Source organism: Bradyrhizobium sp. SRL28 (assembly GCF_018596315.1).
Taxonomy (GTDB): Bacteria; Pseudomonadota; Alphaproteobacteria; order Rhizobiales; family Xanthobacteraceae; genus Bradyrhizobium.
The window spans coordinates 24,771-40,031 of record NZ_JAHEAG010000023.1 but is presented as its reverse complement, the minus strand read 5'-3'; the positions used below and the strand labels follow the sequence as shown (position 1 = coordinate 40,031).

Below are 15,261 nucleotides of genomic sequence, written 5' to 3'. Positions count from 1 at the left end.
ATGAAATTCGAATCCCCCGCCACGACCAACCCGATCGACCAGCTCAAGATCGTCGGCCAATCCGTCAGCCGGATCGATGGTCCGCTCAAGACCACCGGTACGGCGCCCTATGCCTATGAGCGGCACGATGTCGTGGCGAACCAGGCCTATGGCTATGTCGTCGGCTCCGCGATCGCCAAGGGCCGGATCAAAAGCATCGACCTCGGCGCTGCCAAGGCTGCGCCCGGCGTGCTCGCCATCGTCACGGCCGATAACGCCGGCAAGCTCGACAAGGGCAGGCTCAACACCGCAAAACTGCTCGGCGGTCCCGAGATCCAGCATTATCACCAGGCTATCGCCGTCGTCGTCGCGGAAACGTTTGAGCAGGCGCGCGCCGCGGCACAGCTCATCCGGGTCGACTACGCCGCTGAGCAGGGCGCGTTCGATCTCGCTTCGTTGCTGGACAAGGCAAAGCCAAATCCCATCACCGCCGGTCCCGCCGATACCGCGGTCGGCGACTTCGCCGCCAACTTCGCTGCCGCGCCGGTCAGGCTAGACGCGCGCTACTCAACGCCCGATGAAGCGCACGCCATGATGGAGCCCCACGCGACGATTGCCGCATGGGAGGGCGACAAGCTCACGCTATGGACCTCCAACCAGATGATCGCCTGGAACAAGGCCGAGATGGCCAAGATCTTGGGCATGCGGGCGGAGAACGTTCGCCTCGACTCGCCGTTCGTCGGCGGCGGCTTTGGCGGCAAGCTGTTCCCGCGCGCGGACGCGCTGCTTGCCGCGCTCGGCGCGCGCGCGGCGAAACGGCCGGTAAAGGTGGCGCTGCAGCGCCCCCTGATGTTCAACAACACCACGCATCGCCCGGCAACGATCCAGCGCATCCGCATCGGGGCGACGCGGGACGGCAAGATCACGGCGATCGGTCATGAAAGCTGGTCGGGCGATCTGCCGGGCGGCAAGGCCGATGGGGCAGTCGCCCAGACGAGGCTGCTGTATGCCGGCGCACATCGCATGACCGCCACGCGGCTTGCGACGCTGGACCTGCCCGAAGGCAACGCGATGCGGGCGCCGGGCGAGGCGACAGGCATGATGGCGCTGGAAATCGCTGTTGACGAAATGGCCGAGAAGCTCGGCATGGACCCGATCGAGTTCCGCATCCTCAACGACACCCAGGTCGATCCGGAGAAGCCGGAGCGTCCTTTCTCGCAGCGTCAGCTCACCGAGTGCTTCCGCACCGGCGCCGAGCGTTTCGGCTGGAGCAAGCGCAACCCGCAGCCGGGCAGGGTTCGCGACGGCCGCTGGCTGGTCGGCATCGGCGCCGCCGCCGCGTTCCGCAACAATCTGCTGACGAAGTCGGCGGCGCGGGTGCGACTCGACAACGGCGGCATCGTGACCGTCGAGACCGACATGACCGACATCGGTACCGGCAGCTACACCATCATCGCGCAGACCGCGGCCGAGATGATGGGCGTGCCGCTCGAAAAGGTGAAGGTGCGCCTCGGCGACTCCGCCTTCCCGGTGTCGGCCGGTTCCGGCGGGCAATGGGGCGGCAACAACTCGACCGCGGGCGTCTATGCTGCCTGCGTCAAGCTGCGCGAGGCGGTCGCGCAGAAGCTCGGTTTCAACTCCGCGGAGGCAGAGTTCGCTGATGGCGAGGTGCGTTCGGGCAATCGCCGTGTGCCGCTGGCGCAGGCCGCGGCCGATGGCGGCCTCAGCGCCGAAGACGAAATCGAGTACGGCGATCTCGCCAAGAAGTACCAGCAATCGACCTTCGGCGCGCACTTCGTCGAAGTCGGCGTCGATGCCGCGACCGCCGAGATCCGCGTGCGGCGCATGCTCGCGGTGTGCGCCGCCGGCCGCATCCTGAATCCGAAGACGGCCCGCAGCCAGGTGATCGGCGCGATGACTATGGGCGTTGGTGCTGCGCTGATGGAAGAACTCGTGGTCGACAAGCGCACCGGCTTCTTCGTCAACCACGACCTCGCTGCTTACGAAGTGCCGGTTCATGCCGACATTCCGCATCAGGAAATGTTCTTCCTCGACGAGACCGATCCGATGTCGTCGCCGATGAAGGCCAAGGGCGTCGCCGAGCTCGGCATCTGCGGCGTGGCGGCGGCGGTTGCCAACGCAGTCTACAACGCGACGGGCGTGCGCGTCCGCGATTATCCGATCACGCTCGACAAGCTTTTGGAGCAAATGCCGGACGTCGGTTGAGCGCTTAAATCGCGCGCTGCCGCGAATCTCGAAGCTCGACGCAGGCGCCTTGAGGGGAAGCTCATGATCACGCGAAGACGCCTGCTCGCCACCACCGGCCTCGCGGTGCTGCAGGAGCCACGCCGGTTGTTCCGGCCAATACCAATACAAGGAACGGAACGATGGAAATCAAGCGCAGCGGTTCAAGCCCCTCAGGCAAGGGGCCGGCAGAATACTTCACGGGCAGCGTGCGCGTCGATCCGCTGATGCAGGCGCCCGATCCCGCGCGCGTCGCCGGCGCCAGCGTCACCTTCGAGCCCGGCGCGCGGACGGCATGGCACACCCACCCGCTAGGCCAGACCTTGATCGTCACATCCGGTCGCGGCTGGGTGCAGATCTGGGGCGGGCGTGTCGAGGAAATTCACCCGGGCGACGTCGTCTGGTTTCCGCCGGGCGAAAAGCACTGGCATGGCGCGACGCCGACGACAGCCATGACGCACATCGCCATCCAGGAGCGGCTCGACGGCAAGGCCGTCGACTGGATGGAGAAGGTCAGCGACGAACAATACCGGGCTTGATGGCCCTGTCCTTGGCTTGCTGGTCGTGGTTGTGAACTGGCTAACATGCAATGGCATGCCGAATTGCGTATGAGGCGAGCGCAACTCTATTGTCACCGGCGTCGTTCCACGCCCGCGTGTTCGCGGCGTCCGATCCGGCATGGCGGGAATATGGCAGTGGATGAAGATCGTTCATTGAAGCAAGTGCTCGAATCGCACCGAAAACGCGCTAAAGTGGCGCCATGGAAAATCCTCCGCGCCCATTGCCTTTCTCAGCATTCGAATGGCTGGTGTCCGGACGCTACTTGCGGGCGCGCCGCAAGGAAGGCTTCATTTCCGTCATCGCCGGTTTCTCGTTCCTCGGCATCATGCTCGGCGTTGCGACGCTGATTATCGTGATGGCCGTCATGAACGGCTTTCGCAAGGAATTGATCGACAAGATCGTCGGCCTGAACGGTCACCTTGTGATGCAACCACTCGAATCGCCGCTGACGGATTGGCAGGACGTCAGCGATCGCATCAGTCAGGTTCCAGGCATCCGGCTCGCCGTTCCCGTGGTGGACGGTCCGGCGCTGGCATCATCGGCGCACAATGCCTCAGGCGTGCTCGTTCGCGGCATTCGCACCGAGGATATGAACAAACTCACCTCGATTGCCAGCAACATCCAGCAGGGCTCGCTGGACGCATTTGCGCAGGGACAAGGGGTCGCCATCGGACGCAGGCTTGCCGATCAATTGTCGCTGCGTGCCGGCGACAACATCACGCTGGTCGCGCCGGGTGGACCGGTGACGTCGAAGGGGGCGGCGCCTCGTATCAAGCCTTACAAGGTCGCGGCGGTGTTCAGCCTCGACATGTCTGAATATGATTCCGTGATGGTCTTTCTGCCGCTCGCCGAGGCGCAGGCCTATTTCAAGCGCGCCGATGACGTGAGCGCGATCGAAATTTTCATCGAAGCCAGCCCCGACAGGGTCGACGAATTCCGGAGGCCGGTGGCAGACGCCGCCGGGCGGCCGGTGTTCCTTGTCGACTGGCGGCGGCGTACCTCGGCCTTTTTCGCCGCACTTCAGGTCGAACGCAATGTCATGTTTCTGATCCTGACCCTGATCGTGCTGGTCGCCGCGCTGAATATCGTTTCGGGCCTGATCATGCTCGTGAAGGACAAGGGCAGCGATATCGCCATTCTGCGCACCGTTGGCGCCTCGCGAGGATCGATCATGCGGGTGTTCCTGATCGCGGGTGCTGCGATCGGCGTGTTGGGTACGCTGACCGGGCTTCTCGTCGGCATGCTGGTTTGCTTCAATATCGAATCGATCCGGCAGTTTCTTTCCTGGCTCACCAATACCGAATTGTTTCCGCCAAAACTCTACTTCCTGTCGAAGTTGCCGGCGGAGATCGATTTTGGTGAGACCGCCGCCGTCGTGATCATGGCGCTGACGCTGTCATTCCTCGCGACGCTCTATCCATCATGGCGCGCGGCGCGGCTCGATCCGGTCGAGGCATTTCGATATGGGTAGTGGATGTGCGCGGGCTTTGCGCTCGTAGGGTGGGCAAAGGAGCGCCAGCGATGTGCCCACCATTCATGCTGCGCTCGTGATGGTGGGCACGCTCCGCTTTGCCCACCCTGCGGACCGGCGAAACTCCGACCCGGCCGAGATTTTTTCGTCGTCGAGCCATTTCCCCTTCGCCGCAAAACGCTTTATGGTGCCCCTCGCTTCGCGCTTGGCGAAATCTAATAGATGATTAATATCAAAGGCTTGGCATAGGGCTTGCGCCTTTGGAGGGTGGTTTGACGCGCTACATTTCGACGCGGGGGGAGGCCCCCGTCCTGGGATTCTGCGATGTGATGCTGACCGGGCTTGCCCGTGACGGCGGCCTCTATGTGCCCGAGGTCTGGCCGCAGCTCTCTCGTGAAACCATCGCGGGATTTTTCGGCCGGCCCTATTGGGAAGTCGCGGTCGACGTGATCAAGCCGTTCGCGGCAGGTGAAATCTCCGACGCCGATCTCGGGCGCATGGCGAACGAAGCTTACGCGACGTTCCGCCATCCTGCGGTGGTGCCGCTGAATCAAATCGGGCCCAATCAATTCGTGCTGGAACTGTTCCACGGCCCGACGCTGGCGTTCAAGGACGTCGCGATGCAGCTGATCTCGCGGCTGATGGATCACGTGCTGGCCAAGCGCAACCAGCGCACCACCATCGTGGTCGCGACCTCGGGCGATACCGGCGGCGCCGCGGTCGATGCGTTTGCGGGTCTCGACAATGTCGACCTGGTCGTGCTGTTCCCGAACGGGCGGATCTCCGACGTGCAGCGGCGGATGATGACAACGACGGGTGCCGCCAATGTGCATGCGCTCGCGATCGAAGGCACGTTCGACGATTGCCAGGCGATCGTGAAGGCGATGTTCAACCATCACGGCTTTCGCGACGCGGTCTCGCTGTCGGGCGTCAACTCGATCAACTGGGCGCGGATCGTAGCCCAGGTGGTGTATTATTTTACTTCCGCCGTCGCGCTCGGCGCGCCCGCGCGCATGGTGGACTTTACCGTGCCGACCGGCAATTTCGGCGATATCTTCGCAGGCTATGTCGCCAAGAAGATGGGCCTCCCGGTCCGCTGGCTGCGCATCGCCTCCAACGTCAACGACATCCTGCCGCGCACGCTCAAGACCGGCATCTATGAGGTGCGCGAGGTTCACGCGTCAGCTTCGCCCTCAATGGACATCCAGATCTCCTCGAATTTCGAGCGGCTGCTGTTCGAGGCGAGCCGCCGCGACCCCGACAGCGTTCGCCGGCTGATGGGCTCGCTGAAACAGTCCGGACGTTTCGTGCTGCCGGATGCCATGCTGGCCGCGATCCGCGAGGAGTTCGATGCCGGCCGCGCCGACGAGACCGAGACGTCGGCCGCGATCCGCGCCGCCTGGCGCGAAGCCGGCGACCTCGTCGATCCCCATACCGCGGTGGCGCTGGCGGTGGCCGATCGCGACACCTCGGATTCGAAGATCCCCAACATCGTGCTGTCGACCGCGCATCCGGCCAAATTCCCCGATGCGGTGGAAGCCGCCTGCGGCATGCGGCCGCAATTGCCGGCGTGGCTCGATGGTCTCATGACCAAATCCGAACACATCACGGTGATGAAAAACGATTCAGCCGACGTGGAGCATTTCGTGCGCTCGGTGAGCCGTGCCGCGAAGCAGGGAGTAGCCGGATGAGCGTTGACGTAACCAAGCTGCCATCCGGTCTGACTGTCGTCACCGACACCATGCCGCATCTGGAAACCGCGGCGCTCGGCGTCTGGGCCGGCGTCGGCGGCCGTGACGAGAAGCCGAACGAGCACGGCATCTCGCATCTACTGGAACACATGGCCTTCAAGGGTACGACGCGGCGCTCCTCGCGCGAGATCGTCGAGGAAATCGAGGCGGTCGGCGGCGATCTCAATGCCGGAACCTCCACCGAGACGACGGCCTATTATGCGCGGGTGATGAAGGCCGACGTGCCGCTCGCGCTCGACGTGCTCTCCGACATCCTAGCCAATCCGTCCTTCGTGCCTGACGAGCTCGAGCGCGAGAAGAGCGTCATCGTGCAGGAAATCGGCGCGGCGCAGGATACGCCCGACGACGTCGTGTTCGAGCACCTCAATGAACTCTGTTTTCCGGACCAGCCAATGGGCCGTTCGCTCCTGGGCACGGCGAAGACGCTGAAGAATTTTGATCGCGACATGCTGCGCGGCTATCTCTCGACGCACTACCGCGGCCCCGACATGGTGGTCGCGGCCGCAGGCGCGGTCGACCACAAGCGCGTGGTGGAGGAAGTGACGCAAAAATTTGCCAGCTTCGACGCCGCGCCCGCGCCGAAGCCGGCGCCGGCGATGTTCGGCAAGGGCGGCTCGCGGGTGGTGCACCGCGACCTCGAACAGGCGCATCTGACGCTGGCGCTCGAAGGCGTGCCGCAGACGGATCTATCGCTGTTCTCGCTGCAGGTCTTCACCAACACGCTCGGCGGCGGAATGTCGTCGCGGCTGTTCCAGGAAGTGCGCGAAAAGCGCGGCCTGTGTTACTCGATCTACACCTTCCACGCGCCTTATTCCGACACCGGCTTTTTCGGCCTCTACACCGGCACCGATCCCGGCGACGCGCCGGAAATGATGGAAGTGATCGTCGACGTCATCAACGATGCCGTCGAAACGCTGACCGAAGCCGAGATCGCCCGCGCCAAGGCGCAGATGAAGGCGGGGCTATTGATGGCGCTGGAAAGCTGCTCGTCCCGGGCCGAACAGCTGGCGCGGCACGTGCTGGCCTATGGCCGGCCGCAGACCGTGGAAGAGCTGGTGGCACGGATCGATGCGGTCAGCGTCGAATCGACCCGCAACGCCGCGCACGCGCTGCTGACCCGCAGCCGGCCGGCGGTCGTGGCGCTTGGCAGCGGCAGGGGTCTGGACACGGCGGTGTCTTTTGCGGAAGGATTGACGAGGTCGAAGGCGAAGACGCTGCTGCATTAGAGCATGATCCCGGACCCGGAGGGCCGCGTTAGCGCAAAGTGGGCCCCGGTTTTCCGTAAGGATCATGCTCCGATAGTTAGAGGGTAAAGGGCATGGCCCTGTTTCGTTTGCCAACCAGTGGACCGGCCGCGCTCGTGCCGCGCGGCCACGGACTGCTGCTGCGCGCCCCGCAAATGGCGGATTTCCTGCAATGGGCGCAATTGCGCGAACAAAGCCGCGCCTACCTGACGCCGTGGGAGCCGATCTGGCCGTCGGACGATCTGACCCGCGCGGGCTTTCGCCGAAGGTTGCGCCGCTACGCCGAGGATATCGCCGCCGACCGCTCCTATCCGTTCATCATCTTCCGCGAGTCTGATGGCACCATGATCGGTGGCATCACGCTCGCCAATGTCCGCCGCGGCATCGTGCAGGCCGGCACCATCGGCTACTGGGTCGGCGCGCCCCATGCCCATCGCGGCTACATGACCGCGGCGCTCCGGGTGTTGCTGCCGACGCTGTTCGGCGAGCTCAACCTGCACCGCATCGAGGCCGCCTGCATTCCCTCCAATTCGCCCTCGATCCGGGTGCTGGAGAAATGCGGCTTCACCCGCGAGGGACTGGCGCGGCGCTATCTCTGCATCAACGGCGTCTGGCAGGACCATCTGCTGTTCGGCCTGCTGCATGAGGATTTCCGCGGCTGAACCGTTGATTTCTAAGCCTTTTAGGTGCCTTGGGTTCGCCGCCATTGGGCTGCTATAACGCCGCCGGGGAACAATGCGGGACGATGGGATTTCAGGGACGTCGCATGGGTAACAATCGTTTGGCCAAGGTGATGGCGGCTGCGGCGGTCGCGGGCGGGCTGGCTTGCCTGATGGCGGCACCGGCATCGGCGCAATCGCTGGGCGATCGTTTCAAGAGCCTGTTCGGCGGCAAGTCGGACGAGGAGCCGGCCACCAATGCGCCGGCGGTGCCCCAGGACACGGGTGATCTGACCTGTCCACCAGTCACAGTCAGGGCCGGCGCCTCCACCTACGCTGTGGCGGCGCCCGGTAAGCAGCCGGTCGGCAACGACCTGCGCTTTCAGGCGACGATCTCCAAAATGGCCCGCGAATGCAGCCTCAATGGCGGCGTGATCACGGCGCGGATCGGCATTCAGGGCCGCGTCATTGCCGGCCCCGCCGGCGCCCCGTCGGCGGTCCAGGTTCCGATTCGCGTCGCGGTGGTGCAGGGCGGCGTGTCTGAGAAGACCATCGCCACCAAGGCCTACCAGACCACCGTCACCATGACCGAAGGCGGCAGCGAGCCGTTCACGCTGGTGGCCGAAGATCTCGCCTATCCGGCACCTTCCGGCGCCGTCGGCGACAGCTACATCTTCTATATCGGCTTCGACCCGCAGTCCCTGAAGCCCGAACGCCCGGCTCCGAAAAAGAAGAAGCAATAAAAAAGCCGGCGCGATCGTCTCGCGCCGGCTTTTGATTGGTGAGTTGAAAGCGCTCAGTTCAGCTTGGCGCGAACCTCGGCAATGCCCTTGGCAAGCAGGTCGTCGGCGACCGAGCCCTTGACCGACTGCGACAGGATGGTCGAGGCGGCTTCGACCGCGGCGTTGGCGGCGGCGGCACGGACGTCGGCCAGCGCCTGGGCTTCGGCGAGCGCGATCTTGCTCTCGGCGGTCTTGGTGCGGCGGGCGACGAAGTCTTCCATCTTGGCCTTGGCCTCGGTCGCGATGCGCTCGGCTTCGGCCTTGGCGTTGGCGATGATTTCCTCGGCCTCGCGCTCCGCGCTGGCGCGGCGGGTCTGGTACTCGCCGAGCAGCTTGGCGGCCTCCTCCTTGAGACGGCGGGCGTCGTCAAGTTCGGCCTTGATGCGCTGGGCGCGATGATCGAGTGCCGTCAGCACCGTCTTGTGGATGCCGAGATAGGCAAACAGCACCATGAGGATGACGAAGGCGATCGCAACCCAGGTTTCCGGTTGGGCAAACATCCGTCTATCCCTTCAACGTAGCATCGACGGCGCTGCTGACGGTTTTGCCGTCGGGCAGCACGCCGGTGAGGCGTTGCACGATTGCGCCGGCTGCATCCGCGGCGATGCCGCGGACATTGCTCATCGCAGTTGTCCGCGTTCCCGCGATCTGCTTCTCGGCGGCGGCAAGCCTGGTGGTCAGCTGGTCTTCCAGCGTCTTGCGCTCGGCTTCCGCGGCCGCATTCAGCTTCTCGCGGGTCTCGTTGCCGATGGCCTGCGCACGGGAACGCGCCGAAGCGAGTTCCGTCTCATACGCCTTCAGCGCAGCGTCGGACTCGTCCTTCAGCTTCTGCGCCGCCGCCAGATCGCCCTCGATCGCGTTCTGACGTGCGTCGATCACGCTTTCGACGCGCGGCAGCGCGATGCGCGACACGATCACATAGAGCGCGACGAACGCGATGGCGAGCGACACCAGCTGCGAAGCAAACGTGCTCGACTCGAACGGAGGAAATCCTCCGCCATGGCCGCCATCTGCTTGCGTGTGGGCGCCGGTACCATGACTTTTTTCAGCCACGGGGTTCTCCTCTTGCTGTCAGCGCGCCGCCCGGAACGGGCGGCGCGAGTGGGTGCAGCTCAGAGCGGAACGAACAGCAGCAGCAGCGCGATCAGCAGCGAGAAGATGCCCAGCGCTTCGGTCACGGCGAAGCCGAAGATCAGGTTGCCGAACTGGCCCTGAGCTGCGGAAGGATTGCGCACCGCTGCGGCGAGGTAGTTGCCGAAGATGATGCCCACGCCGACGCCCGCGCCGCCCATGCCGATGCATGCGATGCCCGCGCCGATAAGTTTAGCTGCTGCCGGTTCCATTTCTAGAGCTCCTTGAGAGGGTAAGACAAAGTGTGGGTGGAAATTCCCCGGACCGCTTAGTGTCCCGGATGAATGGCGTCGTTGAGGTAGATGCAGGTCAGGATCGCGAACACGTAGGCCTGCAGGAATGCGACCAGCAGTTCGAGTGCGGTCAGCGCCACGGTGAGCGCCAGCGGCAGCATGCCGCCGGCCCAGCCGAGCGCGCCGAGCCCGACGCCGAGCATGGCGACGAAGCCCGCGAACACCTTCAGCGCGATGTGGCCGGCCAGCATGTTGGCGAACAGACGCACGCTGTGCGAGACCGGCCGCAGGAAGAACGACAGGATTTCGATGAACATGACCAGCGGCAGGATGTACATCGGCACGCCGGTCGGCACGAAAATCTTGAAGAACTTGAGGCCGTTCTTGTAGATCCCGTAGATCAGGACCGTGAAGAAGACCAGGAGCGCCAGCGCCACGGTGACGATGATGTGGCTCGAAACCGTAAACGTGTAGGGAATGATGCCGATCAGGTTCGAGACGCAGATGAACATGAACAGCGAGAAGATCAGCGGGAAGAACTTCATGCCTTCCGAGCCGGCGGTAGAGCGGATCGTTGAGGCGACGAACTCGTAAGAGATTTCCGCGATCGACTGCAGTCGCCCGGGAATCAGCTGCCCTCTCGCCATGCCGCCGATCATAAGCAGCGAGATCACCGCCACCGTGATGAACATGTAGAGCGTCGAGTTGGTGAAGGCGATCGTGTGGTTGCCGATATGGCCGATCGTGAAGAGGGGCTCGATATTGAACTGGTGGATCGGGTCGATTTTCATCCGCGCGGCTCTTTATCCACCGGCCTGGCCGGCAATCGAATTTCAAATGTCGTGACTTCCCGTCGACGCTCAGCGCCTGCCTGGACCTGCGCCTGCGGATCTCACCACGTTGACCACGCCGGCGACGAAGCCGAGCAGAAGAAACACGATGAAACCGAACGGCGATGTCGACAATAAACGGTCGAACCCCCAGCCAATCGCCGCTCCGACGACAACGCCCGCGACCAATTCCGAGGAAAGCCGGAAACCAAGCGCCATGGCAGAAGTTCTGGCAGCTCTGTCTCCGCTTTCAGTTCCGGGTTGATCAGTCCTGATTTTTCGGCTGTCACGAATTTCGGACAACCGGTGATCCAGACTTCCGAGCCTTGCGGAAAGCGCAGCTTCGTCGGAAGACGGCTGATCGCGATTTTCACCTGCGTTGTCGTTTTTGTCTTCGGCCATGCCCAAGACATTAAACGATGCCAACGGTTGATGGAAATTACGCCCGTCACCCTTGAAAGCCGCGCGGACCATACTTACCGCGTCTATTCAAGTCAAGATTAGCCCGTAACCAGTTAGTTCTTTGATTTGATTGGATTTATTCAAGCGTCGCCTGCGACACTGTGGACCCGTCATCGCAGTGCAGCAGCTATTCCCGCATGGATCGATCTTGCGCCCGTTTGGTCGGTCTGTTGGGATGCGCCGGGTGAAGCTGATACCCTCGTGCCGGAGCCCGCATGCCGCGCCAGGTTGACTACTATTTCTCGCTGCAATCGCCCTGGGCCTATATCGGGCATCAGTCCTTTAGGCGTCTCGTAAGTACTTATGATCTCAAGGTAAATCACAGGCCGGTGGTGCTGGTCGATCTGTTTTCGGAGACCGGTGGCCTGCCCCTGATGAAGCGCCACCCGGTGCGGCAGCGCTACCGGATGGTCGAACTGCAGCGCTGGCGCGACAAGCGCGGGCTGAAATTTCATCTGCAGCCGGCGAACTGGCCATTCAATGCGCGCCTGGCCGATGGCGTCGTGATCGCGGCGCTCGAGGCCGGCCACGATCCCGACCGCTATTTGCGCCGCGCCTTTGCCGCCGTCTGGGAAGATCAGCTCAATCTCGCCGATCCCGCAACGATCGCGAAACTCGCCGACGAATCGGGACTGCCCGGCAAACAATTGCTGGAGCGCTCCGGCTCGGAGGAAATCAGCGCAGCGTATGAGCAGAACCGGCAGGACGCGCTGGCGGCCGACGTGTTCGGCTCGCCGGTCTATGTGCTGGAGGGCGAAGTGTTCTGGGGACAGGACCGCCTCGAATTGCTTGAAGACGCGTTGAAGTCCGCCCGCGCACCCTATAGCTCTAAGGTCTAGGGATGCCTTGAAAGCGCCCCGGCGGTCGAGGAAACCGGTAACTCCTGAGGCGGGAGCAAGCCCATGCGCACAGCGAAATCGTCCTCGAAATTCTCCAGTGTTATCGTGCTGGCCTGTTGCCTCGCCGGCGCCGGTCAGGCGCTTGCGGGTCCGATGCCGGAAACCGAGAACGGCCGCTACGCGCTGTCGCCGGCGGGCGACGGCATGCTCCGCCTCGACACCCGAACTGGCGCTGTCTCGACCTGCAACAATTCGGGCGCAGGCTGGGCCTGCTATGCCGTACCCGACGAGCGCGCGGCGATGGACACGGAAATCGGCCGTCTGCAAACCGACATTGTCCGGCTGCAGGCCGACAATGAAAAGCTCAAGGCCCAACTCGCCGAGCGCGAGCCCACGGTGCCCGGCAAGATCGAAGAGCCGCTGCCGAAATCGGATTCGCTGAAGAAGAGCGAGCCCAAGGTGGCGGAGGGCGAGCGCAAGATAGAAATCCCGCTGCCGAGCGACCGCGACATGGATCGCATGATGTCGTTCCTGGAGCGGGCCTGGCGGCGCCTGATCGAAATGGCCAACCGGGTGCAGCGGGAGGTCGACGGCAAGATTTGATGCGAGCGACGCGCTCTCTCGGGCGCTCCCTGCGAACGCAGGGACCCATACGCCGCGGCCTTTCGAGTGAGGGCGGTTGAAGTCGATATCGTTGGCAACAATAAACGTCTGTGGTTATGGGTCCCTGCGTTCGCAGGGACGACGTGTTGAGAGATATAACCTATGACCGCACCTAAATCCCTCTCCCGCACCGCTCCCTCCGCTATCACAGCCAACACCATCACGTCCTCGCTGCTGACCGTGCAGACTTCCGGCGCGGGCTTTACCGATCTCACCGCCGAGGTCGCGAAATTCGTGGCGGACGCCCGGGCGCGCGAAGGGGCGGTGACGCTGTTCATCCGTCACACCTCGGCGTCGCTGACGATCCAGGAGAACGCCGATCCGACCGTGCTCGTCGATCTGACGACGGCGCTGAACCGGCTTGCGCCAGAGAATGCCGGATGGCGCCACGATACCGAAGGGCCGGACGACATGCCGGCGCATATCAAGACCATGCTGACCGCGACCTCGCTGCACATCCCGGTGCTGCAGAGCGCGCTTGCCCTGGGCACGTGGCAGGCGGTCTATCTGGTCGAGCACCGCGCGCGGCCGCACCGGCGCGAGATCGTGCTGCAGTTCACCGGCATGACGGATTGAGGCACCCCGCAAAAGCAAACCGGCCGCGGATCGCTCCGCGGCCGGTTCGTGACTTCGTTCCGTCGAACGAAATCGGTTACTTCGTGATATCGACGTCCTTGGTTTCCGGCAGGAAGAAGAAGCCGATGACCACAGTGATCGACGCGAAGATAATCGGGTACCACAGGCCTGCGTAGATATCGCCGGTCGCGGCCACGATCGCGAACGAGGTCGCGGGCAACAATCCACCGAACCAGCCGTTGCCGATGTGATAGGGCAGCGACATCGAGGTGTAGCGGATCTTGGTCGGGAACAGTTCGACCAGCATCGCCGCGATCGGCCCGTAGACCATCGTGACGTAGAGCACCAGCACGAACAGAAGCCCGATGATCGCCGCTGCTTGCGGTTTGAAGATGTCAAACGGGTGATTCATCTTCACGAGCGTCGGGTTCGCACCACGCTTCGGATACCCCGCTTCTTGCAAGGCAGCCGTTGCCCCGGCGTTGGAATCCGCCGGCTTGGTATACTGGATGTCCTTGCCGTTGATGCGGATAACCACGGGCGAACCAGCCGGGCCAGCAACGGTGTCGTACTTGACCGAGGATTTCGCGAGGAAGTCGCGGGCCAGGTCGCAAGGTGCAGAGAACACGCGGGTGCCGACCGGGTTGAACAGGTCGCCGCAGCCCTTCGGATCGGCCACGACCTGCACCTTCACCGACTCGATGGCCTTTTCCAGCGTCGGGTTGGCGTTGGCAGAGATCATCTTGAAGATCGGGAAGAAGGTCAGCGCCGCGATCAGGCAGCCCGCCAGGATGATCGGCTTGCGGCCGATCTTGTCGGACAGCGCGCCGAACACGATGAAGAAACCGGTGCCGAGCAGCAGCGACCAGGCGATCAACAGGTTGGCGGTGTAGCCGTCGACCTGGAGGATCGATTGCAGGAAGAACAGCGCGTAGAACTGGCCGGTGTACCAGACCACGCCCTGGCCCATCACGCCGCCGAGCAGGGCGATGAGGACGAGCTTGGCATTGCTCCAGTTGGCGAAGGCTTCGGTGAGCGGGGCCTTGGAGCCCTTGCCCTCGTCCTTCATCTTCTGGAAGACCGGGGATTCATTCAGCCGCAGACGGATCCAGACCGAGATGCCAAGCAGCACGACCGAAAGCAGGAACGGAATGCGCCAGCCCCAGGCCGCGAAGTCAGGCTCGCCCAGAATGGTTCGGGTGAACAGGATGACAATCAGCGACAGGAACAGCCCCAGCGTCGCGGTAGTCTGAATGAACGACGTATAATAGCCGCGCTTGCCCATCGGCGCATGCTCGGCCACGTAAGTCGCCGCTCCGCCGTATTCACCGCCGAGCGCGAGGCCCTGCAGCAGGCGCAGCGCGATCAGAATGATCGGGGCTGCGATGCCGATGGTCGCAGCATTGGGCAGCAGGCCGACGATGAAGGTCGACAGGCCCATGATCAGAATGGTGACGAGGAAGGTATACTTGCGGCCGACGATGTCGCCGACGCGTCCGAACACGATGGCGCCAAACGGGCGTACCAGGAAGCCGGCGGCGAAGGCGAGCAGCGCGAAGATGTCGCGGGTTGCCGGCGGATAGGCCGAGAAGAACTGCGCGCCGATGATGCTGGCGAGCGATCCATAGAGGTAGAAGTCATACCATTCGAAGACGGTACCGAGCGAGGATGCGACAATGACGAAACGTTCGTCCTTTGTCATTCCCGTGGCCTTGCCGGACGTGGCAGTGATAGTGGACATCTTTGATCGCTCCCCTGCTTTTTTGACTCGCAAATGCGTTGCGCCTAACCGGCGCACAATTATTTGTGAACTTTCCTACATGTTCGGGAGGCCAG

Annotated in this window: 16 protein-coding genes; 10 read left to right on the top strand and 6 right to left on the bottom strand. The window is 63.4% G+C overall.

Annotation, left to right across the window (positions count from 1 at the left end; all coding sequences use genetic code 11):
* The 7 genes from paoC (at position 1) to KIP88_RS31275 (ending at position 8,652) form a co-directional block, all read left to right on the top strand.
* Positions 1 to 2,205 (top strand): aldehyde oxidoreductase molybdenum-binding subunit PaoC, encoded by a 2,205-nt coding sequence (gene paoC / locus KIP88_RS31305; protein ID WP_214492010.1) that lies wholly within the window; start codon positions 1 to 3, stop codon positions 2,203 to 2,205.
* Positions 2,206 to 2,366: 161 nt separating this feature from the next.
* Positions 2,367 to 2,762 carry a cupin domain-containing protein gene (locus KIP88_RS31300; RefSeq protein ID WP_214492009.1) on the top strand — a complete coding sequence of 132 codons (396 nt, stop codon included), beginning with the start codon at positions 2,367 to 2,369 and terminating at the stop codon, positions 2,760 to 2,762.
* Positions 2,763 to 2,983: 221 nt separating this feature from the next.
* A complete protein-coding gene (locus KIP88_RS31295) occupies positions 2,984 to 4,255 on the top strand; it encodes a lipoprotein-releasing ABC transporter permease subunit (protein ID WP_214492008.1) in 1,272 nt (423 codons plus the stop codon).
* Positions 4,256 to 4,527: 272 nt separating this feature from the next.
* Positions 4,528 to 5,946: a threonine synthase gene (thrC, locus tag KIP88_RS31290; RefSeq protein WP_214492007.1), complete on the top strand. Its 1,419-nt coding sequence runs from the start codon at positions 4,528 to 4,530 to the stop codon at positions 5,944 to 5,946.
* A complete protein-coding gene (locus KIP88_RS31285) occupies positions 5,943 to 7,232 on the top strand; it encodes a pitrilysin family protein (RefSeq protein WP_214492006.1) in 1,290 nt (429 codons plus the stop codon). The genes thrC and KIP88_RS31285 overlap by 4 nt, the downstream gene beginning before the upstream one ends.
* A gap of 92 nt (positions 7,233 to 7,324) precedes the next feature.
* A complete protein-coding gene (locus KIP88_RS31280; RefSeq protein ID WP_214492005.1) occupies positions 7,325 to 7,912 on the top strand; it encodes a GNAT family N-acetyltransferase in 588 nt (195 codons plus the stop codon).
* Positions 7,913 to 8,016: 104 nt separating this feature from the next.
* Positions 8,017 to 8,652, top strand: a complete 636-nt coding sequence (locus tag KIP88_RS31275; RefSeq protein WP_214492004.1) for a hypothetical protein — start codon at positions 8,017 to 8,019, stop codon at positions 8,650 to 8,652.
* A 53-nt stretch (positions 8,653 to 8,705) separates the two neighbouring features.
* On the opposite strand, the gene KIP88_RS31270 is transcribed toward KIP88_RS31275, so the two are convergent.
* The 5 genes from KIP88_RS31270 to KIP88_RS31250 form a co-directional block, all read right to left on the bottom strand.
* Positions 8,706 to 9,191, bottom strand: a complete 486-nt coding sequence (locus tag KIP88_RS31270) for an ATP F0F1 synthase subunit B (RefSeq protein ID WP_214492003.1) — start codon at positions 9,189 to 9,191, stop codon at positions 8,706 to 8,708.
* Positions 9,192 to 9,195: 4 nt separating this feature from the next.
* Positions 9,196 to 9,744: a F0F1 ATP synthase subunit B' gene (locus tag KIP88_RS31265; protein WP_214492002.1), complete on the bottom strand. Its 549-nt coding sequence runs from the start codon at positions 9,742 to 9,744 to the stop codon at positions 9,196 to 9,198.
* Positions 9,745 to 9,803: 59 nt separating this feature from the next.
* Positions 9,804 to 10,034, bottom strand: a complete 231-nt coding sequence (locus KIP88_RS31260) for a F0F1 ATP synthase subunit C (RefSeq protein ID WP_016847054.1) — start codon at positions 10,032 to 10,034, stop codon at positions 9,804 to 9,806.
* 56 nt (positions 10,035 to 10,090) lie between these two features.
* Entirely contained in the window at positions 10,091 to 10,846 is a 756-nt protein-coding gene (locus KIP88_RS31255) for a F0F1 ATP synthase subunit A (RefSeq protein ID WP_214492001.1), read from the bottom strand.
* Positions 10,847 to 10,915: 69 nt separating this feature from the next.
* Complete coding sequence (locus tag KIP88_RS31250) at positions 10,916 to 11,287, bottom strand: AtpZ/AtpI family protein (RefSeq protein ID WP_214492086.1); 372 nt, start codon at positions 11,285 to 11,287, stop codon at positions 10,916 to 10,918.
* Between the two features lie 275 nt (positions 11,288 to 11,562).
* On the opposite strand from KIP88_RS31250, the gene KIP88_RS31245 reads away from it, so the two are divergent.
* The 3 genes from KIP88_RS31245 (at position 11,563) to KIP88_RS31235 (ending at position 13,425) form a co-directional block, all read left to right on the top strand.
* A complete protein-coding gene (locus KIP88_RS31245; RefSeq protein ID WP_214492000.1) occupies positions 11,563 to 12,186 on the top strand; it encodes a 2-hydroxychromene-2-carboxylate isomerase in 624 nt (207 codons plus the stop codon).
* A gap of 63 nt (positions 12,187 to 12,249) precedes the next feature.
* Complete coding sequence (locus KIP88_RS31240) at positions 12,250 to 12,789, top strand: hypothetical protein (protein WP_214491998.1); 540 nt, start codon at positions 12,250 to 12,252, stop codon at positions 12,787 to 12,789.
* 162 nt (positions 12,790 to 12,951) lie between these two features.
* Positions 12,952 to 13,425 (top strand): secondary thiamine-phosphate synthase enzyme YjbQ, encoded by a 474-nt coding sequence (locus KIP88_RS31235; RefSeq protein WP_214491996.1) that lies wholly within the window; start codon positions 12,952 to 12,954, stop codon positions 13,423 to 13,425.
* 76 nt (positions 13,426 to 13,501) lie between these two features.
* On the opposite strand, the gene KIP88_RS31230 is transcribed toward KIP88_RS31235, so the two are convergent.
* Positions 13,502 to 15,166 (bottom strand): MFS transporter, encoded by a 1,665-nt coding sequence (locus KIP88_RS31230; protein WP_214491990.1) that lies wholly within the window; start codon positions 15,164 to 15,166, stop codon positions 13,502 to 13,504.
* Positions 15,167 to 15,261: the final 95 nt, after the last annotated feature.